The following is a 14,142-nucleotide window of genomic DNA, read 5'->3' as shown; positions in this document are numbered from 1 at the left end:
ACCTCTCCCTGATTTTCAGCCCCGCCAGGGCGGCAGAGTGCGTCCTGCATCACGCCAACAAAATGTTGTTTGACGCGGTTTTGCAGTATTCTTGCCATCCGACCGTTTCCCAACAGGACAGTGCCCGTTCATGTCGTCTACCGCGCTCAGTCACCTCCCGACCGCCAGCCCGGCGCCGCTGTTCTTTCGCCTGGATACCCGCAGCCAGCGGCTGGTGGCCCTGACCGATGTGATGCAGACGCCCCTTCACTGGCTCGATGAGCCCAGAGACGCCTGGCCCGCCCAGTTGCCCGAGGCCTTGCGCCTGCCCATCGAGCAAAAACTGGCCAGCGGCCAGGGCGGCAGACTGTTAGTTCGCTTCGCCGACCTGCAGTGGAATATTTCACTCTCCCATGAGCAAGATGCCTTCTGGTTAATCTGCCTGCAGACCCAGCGCCAGGACAGCGTGGCCAGCCTCGCCCTGCAGCTGCCACGTCTGAGCCAGATGGCCAGCCAACGGCAATATGCGCCCATGCTGGAGAGCCTCAAGGAGTGCCTCGGCGCCGACCGGCTCATCCTCTGGCATTATCAGGCCAACGGCCCCCTCGGCAGCGAGCAGCTGACCCCCGTCTTCACCCTGGGGGTGGATTCTCTTGCCCCCATCCGGGGAGACAGCCGCTACATCCGTGCCCTGCGTACCCGCGGCGCCTTGAGTTTCTCCGAGGCCGCCCACCAGCCCATGCTGGGGCAGCACTACTATCTGGGGGAGGCCAATGTCAGCTCCCGCCTGGACGGCGCCCTGCTGGAGCAGGAGAAGCTCATCGGCGTCCTCAGTCTCGAATACCTGGAGTCGACCCTGCCCGGCGAAGAGGCGCTGCAACTGGTGCGACACTGCGCCCAGTTGCTCGGCCACTGGCAACCCGAGCCGGTGATGACCGAGGCCCCCACCCTGACCCCGCCCGCGGATCTCGCCCTCAAGACGGGACACGACTATTGCCGGGCCTTGCTCCACTGGGCCATGGGCATCAGCGGTGCCCGCATCGGCTGGCTCGCCGAGTTCCAACCCCGCGGTCAGGAGCTCTGGATCATCCCTCGCTGCACCCTGGAAGGAGAAACCTTCTCCACCGTCAAACCCCTGCGGCTGGAAGCCGGCCCCGGACTCGAGATCTTCCGTCACGGCCAGGCCCTCTACATCGACGATCTGCCCCAGCGCTACCCGCAGGCCGAGCAGCTCAACGCCCTCAAGGCCAGGGGTTACATCGGCATCCCCCTCTCCAGTCAGCCGGGAGACCCCTTCGGCCAGCTCACCCTGCTGCTCGATGACCCCATCGCAGATCCCATCCCCGTGCTCGATATCCTGAGCGGCCAGCGGGCACGGGCCGCCATCGAGTTGCAGCGCCTCGCCACCGATGTGGCCCTGCGCCTGGCGGAGGTCGCCTTCAACACCCATGACGGCCTGCTGGTGATGGATCAGGACGGCATCATTCTCAAGGTCAACGACTCCTTCACCCGCGTCACCGGGTTCGAGGGGGATGAGATGATAGGCCTGCACATCACCAAGCTGCGTCCGACCTACTATGGGGACAGCCTGAAAGCGGACGTTACCGCCGCCGTCAACAGCGAGGGTTACTGGCTTGGGGAGGAGCAGTGCCTGCACAAGTGCGGGCACCTCTTCCCGGTTCGACTCATGGTGACCGGGGTCAAGGAAGAGGAGGAGATCAGCCATTTCGTCTGCAGCTTCCACGACATCAGCAGCGAGAAAGAGGCGGCCCACCATATCGAGCGCCTGGCCTACTACGACGATCTCTGCGATCTCTACAACCGGCGCAGCCTGAACGACATCATGCAGCGCACCCTGCAAAACCCAACCGGGCAATGGGGCGCCCTGCTGCTGCTGGATCTGGACAACTTCAAGTCGGTCAATGACTCCCTCGGCCACGCCTGTGGCGATCTGCTGCTCCAGGCCGTGGTGATCAGACTCAAGTCCCTGCCTCAGGAGAATCTGGTGCTGGCCCGCACCTCGGGGGATGAGTTTGCCCTGCTGTTCACCGCCCTCGGCCAGGGGTATGTGACCGCCAAGATCCTGGCGGAGCACTTCGCCCGCGAGCTGATGGGGATGTTCCGCAACCCCTTCGACGTGGGGGATCACAAGCTGCACTGCAGCGCCTCGGTGGGGATCAGCCTCTTCAGCGACGAGGACAAGGATCACCTCGTCCTGATGCAGCAGGCCGATACCGCCGCCCACATGGCCAAGCGGGCCGGCCAGGGCAACTATGTCTTCTTCAGCGAAGCCATGGCGGAGAAGGAGAAAAGCAAGCTGGCCCTGAACAACCAGCTGCGGGACGCCCTTCGCAACAACGAACTGGTGCTGCACTACCAACCTCAATACCGGGTCGACAATGGCAGCCTCTCCGGGGTGGAGGCCCTGGTGCGCTGGCAGAAGAGCGACGGCACCATGGTGCCGCCCGGCGACTTCATTCCGGTCGCCGAGGAGACCACGCTCATTCAGGAGATCGGCTACTGGGTGATGAAGACCGCCTGCGCCCAATACAGTTTCTGGCTCAACAACGGCCTCGCCATTCCTCACCTGTCGGTCAACGTCAGCGCTCGTCAATTCCACACCACCGGCTTCGTGCAGCAAGTGGAGTACATATTGCGCGACACCGGGGTGCCCCCTTCCCGCCTGCTGCTGGAGGTAACCGAGTCCGTGGTGCTGGAAAACCGGCTGGAGAGTATTGCTAGGATCCGCCAACTGAAAGCCCTCGGCATCCTCATCTCCATCGATGATTTTGGCACCGGCTACTCCTCCCTCGCCTATTTGCGCGATTTGCCCGCCGATGAGGTCAAACTGGACAGGAGCTTCATCCAGACGCTGGTGCACAGCGAACAGGACAGGGCCATCGTCAAGGCCATCCTGGATTTGGCCAAGGTGTTTCGCTTCACCGTGACCGCCGAGGGGGTGGAGGATGAAGAGCAGCTTGGCGTCCTCAAGGGGCTGGGGTGCCAGCATTATCAAGGCTTCCTGACCAGCCGTCCCCTGCCGGTCAAGGCGCTGGAGAGTCTGCTCGGTGCGAGCCCCCTGGGCTAAACAGGTAGGATTTATAGGGCCTTTTGTAATAAAATAACGACCTGCTCGCCCCCAGCACGAACTATTGGAGTCGTCTATGTCAGTCACAAACCGGATCCCGGCCATCAGCAGCACCGACGTTATTGGCCGTATCCATTCCGTTGAGACCTGCGGCACCGTCGATGGCCCCGGCATCCGCTTCATCGTGTTCATGCAAGGCTGCCTGATGCGCTGCAAGTATTGTCACAACCGGGACACCTGGGACACCCAGGGCGGTCGCGAGGTGACGGTGCCCGAACTGATGAAGGATCTCACCAGCTATCGCCACTTCATGAATGCCTCCGGCGGTGGCGTCACCGCCTCCGGTGGGGAAGCCATGCTGCAACAGGAGTTCATCGCCGAGCTGTTCAGCGCCTGCAAGGCACAAGGGATCCACACCTGCCTCGACACCAACGGTTTCGTGCGCCACTACGATGAACTGCTCGACCGGGTGCTGGACAACACCGATCTGGTACTGCTCGACATCAAGCAGATCAACGACGAGAAACACATTCCCCTCACCCACGTCAGCAACAAGTACACCCTGGAATTTGCCCGCTACCTGGCAGCCAGGGGTCAGACCATGTGGATCCGCTACGTGGTGGTGCCCACCTGGTCCGACGATGACGAGAGTGCCGAGGGGCTCGGCCAGTTCATCGCCGAGCTGGGGGAGTGCGTGGAGAAGGTGGAGCTGTTGCCCTACCACGAGCTTGGCAAACACAAATGGGACGTGCTGGGCGATCACTATGATCTCACCGGGATCAAGCCCCCCAGCAAGGAGACCATGGACAGGGTCCAGGCCATCCTTGGCAAGTACCACCCCAACGTCAAATATTGATGACAAAGGGCTGGCCCTCTCGGGTCAGCCCTTTTCTTCATCCGCCCCCTCCCTCGTCACAGGCCAAGGACGCTGCCATGACTGACGGACAAGTCGCCGCCCTGCTACTCTGGCTGGTACTGCTCGCCTTCAGCCTGAATGGCCCGCTGCTGCGCACCCTCCATGCCAACCCTCTCTATCAGCACCTTTGCCTCGGCAGCGCCATCGCCCTGATCCCCCTCTGGGTGCTGCGGGCGGGATTGCACGAGGGACTCGAGATCCATTTTCTGGGCCTGACCGCCCTGACCCTGCTGCTGGGCTGGCGCCTCGCCCTGCTGGCACCCAGCCTCACCCTGCTGATCCTCGGCTGCTTCGGCGTCACGGACCTGGCGGACTTTGGCTGGCAGGCGCTGCTTGGCATCGCCCTGCCGGTCGCCACCAGCTGGCTGCTCTTTCTGGCGAGCTGGGCCTGGCTGCCCCGCCACCTGTTTGTCTACCTGTTCGTGGCCGCCTTCCTCGGCGGTGCGCTCGCCATCTCGGTCAAGGTGATCGCCAGCGCCCTCTGGATGGGACTGGATGGCCGATACGGCTGGCAAACCATCAGCAGCGACTATCTCTCCATCTGGCCACTGCTGCTCTTCCCCGAGGCCCTGCTCAACGGCATGGCCATGACCCTGCTCGCCGTCTACCGCCCCCATTGGGTCAATACCTTCTTCGATCGGGAATATCTGGGGCGCTGAGCCATTATTCTGGAAACATGAACAACAAAGCCCGCAGTTGCGGGCTTTGTTGATTCTGGCGCGCCTGTTTGGTCACACGCTGCGGGGGCGCAGGTGGGCGTGCCAGCGAGCTTCCCACTTCTTGAACAGCCAGACGATGACGAAGGTCAGCAGCATATAGAGCAGGCCTGCGGTCAGGAAGGCCTCGAACGGGCTGTAATAGCGGGAGTTGATGATCCGCGCCGCGCCGGTGAGATCGACGATGGTGACGATGCCCGCCACCGCCGAGCCCTGCAGCATGAAGATCACCTCGTTGCTGTAGGCGGGCAGCGCACGGCGGAAGGAGTTTGGCAGGATGATGCGGGTGAGGGTCTGCCAGCGGGTCATGCCAAAGGCATTGGCCGCTTCAATCTGTCCCTTGGGCATGTTCATCACGGCCCCACGCACGATCTCGGCGGTATAGGCACCGGTGTTCAGGGTGAACGCCAGCAGGGCGCAGAACCAGGCCTGGGCGAACAGATCCCAGGCGATGCTGTTTCTGAGCCACTCCCACTGGGCGGCGCCGTAGTAGATGATGAACAGTTGCACCAGCAGCGGGGTGCCACGGAAGAAGTAGATATAGGCCCAGATCGGCCCCTTGATCAGCCAGTTGCGGCTGTTGCGCAAGATGCCGAGGGGAATGGCCAGCGCCAACCCGAGTGCAAGGGAGCCCGCCACCAGCAATACCGTGGTGTAGAGCCCCTGCCAGTAGGTGGGCCACTCCTTGAGGATGATTGAGAAGTCCATGGCTTACCTCGTTTTGATGGCGTAGTGACGTTCGGCCCACTTGAGCGCCGAGGTGGAGACGGCGGTGAAGACCAGGAAGATCAGCGCCACGGCCATGTAGAAGGTGAAGGGCAACTGGGTCGAACCCGCCGCCAGCGACGCCTTGCGCACCATGTCATCGAGCCCGATGATGGAGACCAGCGCCGTGGTCTTAAGCAGCACCAGCCAGTTGTTGCCAAAGCCCGGCAGGGCGTGGCGCATCATCTGGGGGAAGAGGATCCGCACAAACACCTGGCGAGCCCGCATGCCGAAGGCGCGAGCGGCCTCGAGCTCTCCCTTGTCCACCGCCAGGATGGCACCGCGGAAGGTTTCGGTCATGTAGGCGCCGAAGATGAAGCCGATGGTGGCGACCCCGGCCGCAAAGGGGCTGATGTCGATGTAATCCGGCAGCAAGGAGACCCATTCCTGGTCCGGATTGCTCGCCAGCAGATAGTTGTTGTAGCTCTCGTTGACCCAGGTGCAGAAGTTGTTGATGAGCACCTGGCCGCCGAAGAACAGCAGCATCATCAGCACCAGATCAGGTATGCCGCGAATGAGGGTGGTGTAGCCGGCGGCTATTCCGCGCGCCCAGCGGTAGGGAGAGAGTTTTGCCAGCGCCCCCAGCATGCCGAGCAGCAGGGCCAGCAGCAGGGAGGCGAGCGCCACTTCCAAGGTGACCCAGGCCCCCTCCAGCAGGGAGGATTCGTATCCTTTCAAGTCAAACATATGCGGCTCCATCGCCATTGAGTGGGCTCAATCAGCAGCTTCATATCCTTGTCAGATCCATGTCATGCCACCCGTCGCATCGTGTTCGACGAGGCCGCATTGTCAAATCAACCAGATACAGCTTCATTGCAATCAAGTAGGCCCGCCACTCCCGGCGGGAGCCAACGGGCCTGATGACGACTGGCGGCAGCCCCATCGACGGGACCACCACCCGAATGGTCGTTATTCGCCGTAGACGTCGAAGTCGAAGTACTTGTCGTTGATGGCCTTGTACTTGCCATTCGCACGCAGTGCCAGGATGGCGGCGTTGAATTTCTCTTTCAGATCCTTGTCAGCCTTGCGCACCGCGATGCCGGCACCCTCGCCAAACCACTTGGGATCGGTCAGTTTCGGGCCGACGAACTCGAAGGCATCACCCCCTTCTTTCTTCAGCAGACCGTCGCTGATGGCGGCAGAATCGGCCATCACGTAGTCAACCCGGCCGGATTTCAAGTCGAGATAGGCCTCGTCGGCGGTGCCGTAGCGCTTGATGGTGGCATTGGGGAAGTTGTCGGTGATGTAGGTATCCATGGAGGTGGCGCGCTGCACGGCGATGGTCTTGCCATCCATGAAGGCTTTCTCCAGTTTCACCTCGGTGCCCTTCTTGGCCGCGAAGCGGGCCGGAATGTGCTGGTACTTCTGGGTGAAGTCCACCTTCTTCTTGCGCTCTTCGGTGATGTCCATGGTGGCAATGATGGCGTCGTACTTGCGCGACAGCAGCGCCGGGATGATGCCATCCCAGTCCTGTTTGATCAGGGTACACTTGACCTTCATCTCTTCGCACAGGGCGTTGGCGATGTCGATGTCAAAGCCTTTCACCTCGCCGCTCGGCTCGGTCCAGGAGAAGGGGGGGTAGGCACCCTCAACCCCGATCCGCACCTCTTTCCACTCCTTGGCCATCAGGCTGCCGGAAGACAGGGCGGTCACAATGGCAGTCGCCAGCATCAGCTTGTTCATGTATCTCTCCTTGATAAACACGTCGATCGTTGAAAGTGCAGCTTGTTGAAAATAACGCCCGCCATCAATAGATGGAGGAGATGAATTGTTTGAATCGCTCCGACTTGGGGTGGGCAAAAATCTCCTTGGGATTGCCCTCCTCCTCCACCCGCCCCTGATGCAGGAACATCACCTTGTTCGATACATCCCGGGCAAATGACATCTCGTGGGTCACCACCAGCATGGTGCGCCCCTCTTCGGCCAGCTCGCGCATCAGGCCGAGTACCTCCCCCACCAGTTCAGGATCGAGTGCCGAGGTGGGCTCGTCGAACAGCATCACATCGGGGTCCACCGCCAGCGCACGGGCAATGGCCGCACGCTGCTGCTGGCCGCCGGAGAGGTGGCCGGGGTAATAGTCACGGCGCTCCCAGAGTCCCACCCGGTTGAGCAGATGCTCCGCCTTGGCGATGGCCTCGGCACGGGGCACCTTGAGCACCTGGATGGGGACTTCGATGATGTTTTGCATGATGGTCATGTGGGACCAGAGATTGAAGCTCTGAAACACCATGGCCAGCCGGCTGCGGATCCGCTCCACCTGGCGCATGTCCTCCGGCAGGCGTTCGCCAGCACGATTGCTCTTCATGCGAATGAGTTCACCGTGCAGGGATACGGTACCGGCCGAGGGAGTTTCCAATAAATTGATGCAGCGCAGAAAGGTCGACTTCCCCGAACCCGAGGAGCCGATCAGGGAGATGACATCCCCCTTGTGGGCGGTCATATCGATGCCCTTGAGCACTTCGTGGGTGCCAAAATACTTGTGCAGATCACGAACTTCCAGTGCGGCGACGTCGCTCATCCATTACAACCTTGTCTGTCCCTAGACGCCCCGTTGGGCGTGACTCAAACCATCGTCCATTTAACAAATCGTTAACCGATGGCAACCTCCAGCGAAAATATCACTCAGGTAGTCAAAAAACAATACAGAACCGAGGTATTTGGTGTTTTATCTGTATTTTTATTGGTCATTAACGGTTTTTTCAGCAGTTTGTCTGCATAAAATCCGAGTTTTGTCATGCGCCGAATACCGCATTTTTATACCCCCAATGCACGAGTGGCAAGAAAATTTCGCGATCAGGTCGAAATCACGACCAGAACAACTTTATTCACCACCCTTGCGCTCTGCCATCTGGCACTTTTCGAAGGATGAAATTGATTTTACTGGCGATGACGTTGCCAGAATGTGACTACTTTTCCATTCGAGACTACCCAGAAATCACAACAATATGGTAAAAAAGCCTCGCATGAGCCGCTCAAACCACTGGATTTGTGACCCTTGTGCAATAAGAAGTGATAGTGTGTCGTTTTTCCAAGTTTTGTGACCGAGGCCCCAATGTTGCTGAATGTGTTGCTGATCCTGCTGCCGCTGGTGATCGGCTATCTTGTCCCCCTATCTTCCGCTCGGCTCATCAGGCTGGTCAACCAGTCCCTCGGCAAGATGGTCTACCTTATCCTGTTCCTGATGGGGCTGGGGCTCGCCTATGTGGAGAACCTCGGCACCAACCTGGGAGTGATCTTCAAGGTGGCGGCCATCATGCTCGGGGCCATCACCGCCTGCAACCTGCTGGCGCTCTGGTGGCTGGACAGACGCAGCCCGCCCACCCACGAGGCCAGCGACGGCAAGATGCCGAGCAAGTGGCACCTGCTGTGGGAATCACTGCAGCTCTGCTTCGTGGTGCTGGCAGGGGTCGGGCTCGGCCTGCTGGTAGACTTGCGCGCCCTGCCCATCGACAAGCTCAGCGAGTGGGCGCTGATGTTGTTGCTGCTGCTCATCGGCATCCAGATGCGCAACTCCGGCATGCGGCTGCGCCAGATCCTCCTCAATCCCTGGGGCATGAAGATAGCCGCCACCGTGATCTTGAGCAGCTGGGTCGGCAGCCTGCTGGCAGCCCAACTGCTGGCCATGCCCTGGAGTCACGCCCTGGCGCTCGCCTCCAGCTTCGGCTGGTATTCCCTCTCCGGCATCCTGGTGGCGGACAAGCTCGGGCCGGTGCTCGGCTCCGCCGCCTTCATCAACGATCTCGGTCGCGAACTCATCGCCATCCTCATCATTCCGGTGCTGATGCGCCGCCACCCCTCCGCCGCCATCGGCTATGGGGGCGCCACGGCACTGGACTTCACCCTGCCGGTGATCCAGAAATCAGGGGGTATCCAGGTGGTGCCGGTAGCCATCGTTTCGGGCTTTATTCTGAGTCTGCTCGGCCCCATCCTGATCCTGGGTTTCCTGGCTATCTGACCTCGCCCTCCTCTCTCCTGCGAAAAAGCCCGGCATCGCTGCCGGGCTTTTTACTTCTTCAAGAGAGTGGTGCATACCGGGCAAGTCACACTCGCCACTGACCGGCGCTCATCACCCGTCTGATGGCCATGGTTTGTGGGTCTACCAGCAGCAGATCCGCATCCTTGCCGGGAGCGATCACTCCCTTGCCTGCAAGACCGAGCGCCCTCGCCGGATTCACCGTCACGACCCCGAGGGCCATCTCCCACGCCACGCCCAGCACCCGCGCCTTGACGCACGCCTGCCACAGGCTGCCAATCTGGCCGCAGCGCAGCTCGATGAGCCGCCCTTCGCCATCGAAGCGCGGCAGGCTGGCGTTGGCATCCGAGCTGAAACTGATGCGATCGGCAGGCACACCGGCGGCCAGCAGCTCCACCAATGCATCCGCCGCCAGCCGCTCCCCATCCTCCAGCAGGTCGGGGAAGCTCGAGGTGGTGAGATCGACCCAGCCTCCCGCCTTGCCCCAGTCGATGGCGTCGGCAAACAGCCAGGGGTTGCGGTTGCAGTGGGTCGGATAGAGCTGGCGCAACGGGATGTCGGTGTTATCGCGCAGGGCCCGCAGGGGGGCGAGCGCCCCCTTGCCATCCCCCAGATGAAAGAAGCTGACTCCGCTCTTGCCCGACAGCAGCCCCGCCACCCGCGCCTCGCTCACCAGCCGGGCCAGCTCGTCATGGGTGGGCGCGCTGGAGCGGTGATCGCTGATGGCGACCTCCCCCACCCCCAGCACCTCGGGGATCAGCATGATGTCGGATTCCACCGAACCGGTGAGCGTCTTGACCGGCAGATGGTAGGAGCCGGTGTACATGAAGGCGCTCACCCCGGCGGCGTTGAATTCGCGCACCTTGCCGAGCACCTGGGATGGGCTCCGGGTCAGGCTGTCGGTACCCAGCGCCGCCACCAGGGTGGTGACACCCGCCTGCAGGGCTTCTCCCGCCGCCAGCTCGGGGGTGCGAAAACCAAAGCCCCCCTCACCGCCACCGCCGGTGATGTGGGCCAAGGGATCCACCAAGCCCGGCACCAGGTAGTGGCCACGGCCATCCACCCGTACCAGCGGCCAGTTGGCGGGCACATCCAACCCTTTGCCTACCCAGGCGATGCGGCCATCGGCCACCAGCAGATCCTGCTGGCCAAGATAATGGGGACTGTAGATCTCGGCACCTTCGATCAGGGTCAACATGGGATCACTCCTTGCGAAACATTGTCTGGAAGCCGGCGAGGCGGGAAGCGTCATTAACCCACCTTTGGCACGCCAGGGGAAGGGCTCACGTCGTGTTGCCCATAGGCAAAGCCGCACAGATCCGCTAGGCTCACCTGCAATCTTCGCTGGTCGATATCGCTCCCATGAACTATCTGGCTCACCTGCACCTGGCCGCCCACACCCAGAGCTCCCTCACCGGCAACCTGCTGGGGGACTTCGTCAAGGGCTCGCTCCCGAGCCAGCTCGGGCCCGATCTGGACGAGGGGATCTGGCTGCACCGCAAGATAGATGCCTTCACCGATGCCCACCCCGAGCACAGGGCCGCGGTCGCCCGCTTCGAGGCCCCCTGGCGCCGCTTCGGCGGCATTCTGGTGGACATGCTCTATGACCACTGGCTCTGCCGACACTGGTCCCGCTACGCAAGCCTCCCTCAACCCGATTTTCTGCGGGAGAGCTATGGTCGCCTGCTGGCCGATGATGCGCGCCTGCCCCAGGGCTTGCCCCTGCCTCTCAGACGGATGGCGGAGCAGGACTGGATAGCGTCGTACCACCACAAGGAAGGACTGGCCCAGGCCCTCGATGGTATCGGACGCCGGTTGCGCCGGCCCCTGCCCCTCGGGGAGGCGATCCTCACCCTGGATGCGGCGCAGTGGCGGGCCAGTGAGCAGGGCTTTCTGCGCTTCTACCCCGAGTTGATGGCCGCCAGCGAGCAGCAACTGGCGGCCTATCGGCGGGGCAAGCACCCATAAAAAAACGCCCCAATGGGCGTTTTTTTATCTGCGTGCGATTCAGATCGCTGGCTGGAAGACAAACGGCTTGCTGGCCACAAACTTCTCCGCGGTCTCTCCCGCATAGAGCTGTCCCTCGGTCAGCCCCAGCTTCTTCACCGCGGCCCCTTCCTTGAGATCCAGCTTGTCCATGCTCACCCAGAAGGTGTTGGGCAGGTTGGTCAGCTCGAAGAAGTAGCGGCGATGCTGTTGATCCGCCACGCTGCGCCACAATGTGGTAGAAATGTTGGGCTGATCCGGCGTGCTGATCCCCATGGGGACGGAGACGTTGCGCATCACGCTCATCACCCCGGCCACCCCCTGCTCCATCTTGTTGGTCTTGGGCAGGGTCTTGATGTAGAAGGAGGCGCGCGCGAAGCGATCCGCCGAACGGTTGGTGCCAGGCAACATGGTCAGCCCCCCGATCTCTTCCCAGTAGTCGTTGAGGGCCAGCTGCTTGTCGAAGGTGGGGGAGTTGGTCATCACCTGATAGCTGCGGTCGTGATGGATCTGCAACTTGCCGCCCACATACTGGAAGATGGCCGAGTCGCCGCTCGCATCCGAGAGGGAGAGGTGCAACTGGGCCGGTCGCCCATCCGGCGTCATGCCGGTCATCACGTAGAATTCATCCTTCGCGAGCGCCGTCACCGCCTCGTCCACGGTGGCGAAGTTGTCCAGCACATACTGGGCCCAGAGGGAGATGGAGAGGGTCTTGCGCTTGTCTGCGGCGCTCGGGGTCACATACTCCGATTCGGTCAGATAGAGCAGGTTCGCCACCAGCCCCCGCTCGTTCATGCCATCCGCCGTGCCCGCATCAAACCCCGCCGCCACCACGGAGCCATAACGAGCCTGCCATTTCAGCGAATTGGGGCCAGCGGCGCCGTCCCGGCTGATGCCCCGTGGCAGCGACCAGAGGTTGGTGGGCATGGCGGTGCGCCAGTCCATGGTGCGCCCCGTGACGATGAGGCCATCCTCCCCCTGATAGAGGGCGCGGGTGCAGGCCTGCGCCGCGCCACCGACCGAGCAGGCCAGCGCCAGGGTCAACAGGGAGTGTCGAAAGAGAGGAGCAAGTTGGATTGTCATAGAGGTCTCGCAGATCGGGGCCAGGGGCACCCGACTCATCAGGTCATCCCGTGGATGACGTTCAGGAGCCTGATCAATACAGAGGGCAGTCAAGCTCCGGCCGAGGCTTTATTTTATCACCATACCTCTTTGGAGGTGGGGGAGGAGAGGCTGTCAGGGTCAATAGCTGACGGATGGCGCCAAAAAAACCGGACGCGTGGTCCGGTTTGATGGTCAGGCTCTGTCAGCTCGACTCTTTCTTCTTGCGGATACTGAGACCCAGCTCGCGGCCACGCAGGCGGGCGTAGTAGATGGTGCCGATGAAGGCCAGGGTGGTGAACACCAGCTCCACCACCGCCAGCCAGCGCTCCCCCTCGTCCGTGGTGATGAGCGTCAGGGCGTGCAGGAAATAGGGCATCAGCACGAAGTTGCCCCAGGCGTGGGTGTAGGGGTTGCCCTGCACTATGCCCTTTAGGGGGAACAGCAGGGGCACCGTCCAGATCACCGGCAGCAACCAGGGGTTGAGATCCGGATGGGGAGAGAGCCACAGATGCCACAGCAGGACCCATCCCAGCAGACCGAAGAAGCTGGTCAGGGTCAGCAGACGGGCGAAGCGGGTGCTCACTTGAGGATCTCCAGCACCAGCTCGGGGGGGCGGCCGATGCGGGCCTGCCCGTTCCTGATGACGATGGGGCGCTCGATGAGCTTGGGATGCCGGTGCATGGCGGCGATCAGGGCATCGCCTTCTTGTTCGGCCAGCCCCAGCTCCTTGTAGAGATCCTCCTTGGTGCGCATCAGCTGGCGCGGATCGCTGAAGCCGAGCTGGCTCAGCAGGGTGCGGATCTGCGCCTCGCTCGGCGCCTGTTCCAGATAGAGCACCACATCAGGGGCGATCCCGTGCTGCTCCAGCAGCGCCAGGGTTTCACGGCTCTTTGAGCAGCGCGGATTGTGGTAGATTTGGGTCTCGCTCATGGTAACTCCCTGATATGACTGATGGGACAAGAAACCGCGCTATTGTAGGGGAAACGTCGGATGAGGGTAAGGGCAAGGGTGCCAGAAATGAAACGAATTTGTTGGCTGATTGTGGCCGCTCTGCTGACGGCCTGCTCGCCGGCGCCGCGCTTCACCGACGCCGGGGGGCAAGCAGTGACCCTCGACGACTTCACCGGCAAGCCGCTGCTGGTCAATTACTTCGCCCCCTGGTGCCCCCCCTGCCTGCGGGAGATGCCGCTGCTGGCGGCCCTGCAGCAGCAAGGGGAGATAGGGGTGATCGCCATCAACTATGATGCCGCCACCCCCGCCGAGCTGACCGCGCTCGCCCGCCAGCACGGGATAACCGTGCCCCTGCTGATCCCGGCAGATGAGTCACGCCTCCCCTTCCCCCGCCCCGCCATGCTGCCCACCAGCTACCTGCTCAGTGCCGAAGGCGAGCTGCTGGAGACCCTGGTCGGGGAGCTGGACGAGCAGAAATTGGCCGAGATAAAAGCCCGGACAGTCACACCCCGGCAGCATCAGTAGCTACCAATCATCACATTGACCTAGCAAGCCCTCTTCAACAGGCATCAATGGCAGCATGAGTGTCCAATAAAACGAGACGGGGGGGCCCGGCTGGGGGGCCCCCCCGGTCAAAAACCCCCCCCCGGGGACCCCATAAAAC

The 14,142-nt window shown here is 62.0% G+C and carries 14 protein-coding genes; 6 read left to right on the top strand and 8 right to left on the bottom strand.

The features are described from left to right. Window positions 1-130: 130 nt before the first annotated feature. The 3 genes from ACW5W7_RS14735 (at window position 131) to ACW5W7_RS14725 (ending at window position 4,642) form a co-directional block, all read left to right on the top strand. On the top strand, window positions 131-3,067 hold the full coding sequence (locus ACW5W7_RS14735) for a putative bifunctional diguanylate cyclase/phosphodiesterase (RefSeq protein ID WP_456502188.1): 2,937 nt from the start codon (window positions 131-133) through the stop codon (window positions 3,065-3,067). Between the two features lie 76 nt (window positions 3,068-3,143). Next, entirely contained in the window at window positions 3,144-3,923 is a 780-nt protein-coding gene (gene pflA / locus ACW5W7_RS14730) for a pyruvate formate lyase 1-activating protein (protein ID WP_349921742.1), read from the top strand. Window positions 3,924-4,000: 77 nt separating this feature from the next. Next, complete coding sequence (locus ACW5W7_RS14725; RefSeq protein ID WP_349921741.1) at window positions 4,001-4,642, top strand: energy-coupling factor ABC transporter permease; 642 nt, start codon at window positions 4,001-4,003, stop codon at window positions 4,640-4,642. 72 nt (window positions 4,643-4,714) lie between these two features. Here ACW5W7_RS14725 and ACW5W7_RS14720 read toward each other — a convergent pair whose 3' ends face one another. From ACW5W7_RS14720 to ACW5W7_RS14705, 4 genes are all read right to left on the bottom strand, one after another. Beyond that, on the bottom strand, window positions 4,715-5,407 hold the full coding sequence (locus tag ACW5W7_RS14720) for an ABC transporter permease (protein ID WP_349921740.1): 693 nt from the start codon (window positions 5,405-5,407) through the stop codon (window positions 4,715-4,717). 3 nt (window positions 5,408-5,410) lie between these two features. Then, entirely contained in the window at window positions 5,411-6,151 is a 741-nt protein-coding gene (locus tag ACW5W7_RS14715) for an ABC transporter permease (RefSeq protein ID WP_456502187.1), read from the bottom strand. Between the two features lie 222 nt (window positions 6,152-6,373). Next, on the bottom strand, window positions 6,374-7,147 hold the full coding sequence (locus tag ACW5W7_RS14710; protein WP_100859508.1) for an ABC transporter substrate-binding protein: 774 nt from the start codon (window positions 7,145-7,147) through the stop codon (window positions 6,374-6,376). 64 nt (window positions 7,148-7,211) lie between these two features. Further along, window positions 7,212-7,982 (bottom strand): ABC transporter ATP-binding protein, encoded by a 771-nt coding sequence (locus ACW5W7_RS14705; RefSeq protein ID WP_349921738.1) that lies wholly within the window; start codon window positions 7,980-7,982, stop codon window positions 7,212-7,214. Window positions 7,983-8,516: 534 nt separating this feature from the next. On the opposite strand from ACW5W7_RS14705, the gene ACW5W7_RS14700 reads away from it, so the two are divergent. Continuing rightward, a complete protein-coding gene (locus tag ACW5W7_RS14700; RefSeq protein ID WP_456502186.1) occupies window positions 8,517-9,419 on the top strand; it encodes a lysine exporter LysO family protein in 903 nt (300 codons plus the stop codon). A gap of 85 nt (window positions 9,420-9,504) precedes the next feature. On the opposite strand, the gene iadA is transcribed toward ACW5W7_RS14700, so the two are convergent. Further along, window positions 9,505-10,635 carry a beta-aspartyl-peptidase gene (gene iadA / locus ACW5W7_RS14695; RefSeq protein ID WP_456502185.1) on the bottom strand — a complete coding sequence of 377 codons (1,131 nt, stop codon included), beginning with the start codon at window positions 10,633-10,635 and terminating at the stop codon, window positions 9,505-9,507. A 164-nt stretch (window positions 10,636-10,799) separates the two neighbouring features. Between iadA and ACW5W7_RS14690 the strand changes: the two genes are divergently transcribed. After that, window positions 10,800-11,405 (top strand): acyl carrier protein phosphodiesterase, encoded by a 606-nt coding sequence (locus ACW5W7_RS14690; protein WP_456502184.1) that lies wholly within the window; start codon window positions 10,800-10,802, stop codon window positions 11,403-11,405. A 39-nt stretch (window positions 11,406-11,444) separates the two neighbouring features. Here the strand turns inward: ACW5W7_RS14690 and ACW5W7_RS14685 are convergent, their stop codons facing one another. From ACW5W7_RS14685 to arsC, 3 genes are all read right to left on the bottom strand, one after another. Next, window positions 11,445-12,506 carry a linear amide C-N hydrolase gene (locus ACW5W7_RS14685; RefSeq protein WP_456502183.1) on the bottom strand — a complete coding sequence of 354 codons (1,062 nt, stop codon included), beginning with the start codon at window positions 12,504-12,506 and terminating at the stop codon, window positions 11,445-11,447. A 223-nt stretch (window positions 12,507-12,729) separates the two neighbouring features. After that, window positions 12,730-13,110, bottom strand: a complete 381-nt coding sequence (locus tag ACW5W7_RS14680; RefSeq protein ID WP_456502182.1) for a DUF2069 domain-containing protein — start codon at window positions 13,108-13,110, stop codon at window positions 12,730-12,732. Next, window positions 13,107-13,457: an arsenate reductase (glutaredoxin) gene (gene arsC / locus ACW5W7_RS14675; RefSeq protein WP_456502181.1), complete on the bottom strand. Its 351-nt coding sequence runs from the start codon at window positions 13,455-13,457 to the stop codon at window positions 13,107-13,109. The genes ACW5W7_RS14680 and arsC overlap by 4 nt, the downstream gene beginning before the upstream one ends. 87 nt (window positions 13,458-13,544) lie before the next feature. On the opposite strand from arsC, the gene ACW5W7_RS14670 reads away from it, so the two are divergent. Beyond that, on the top strand, window positions 13,545-14,003 hold the full coding sequence (locus tag ACW5W7_RS14670) for a TlpA family protein disulfide reductase (RefSeq protein ID WP_349921731.1): 459 nt from the start codon (window positions 13,545-13,547) through the stop codon (window positions 14,001-14,003). The last annotated feature ends 139 nt before the right edge of the window (window positions 14,004-14,142 follow it).

The organism is Aeromonas intestinalis (genome assembly GCF_054052485.1).
This window is presented reverse-complemented; position numbering and strand designations above follow the sequence as displayed.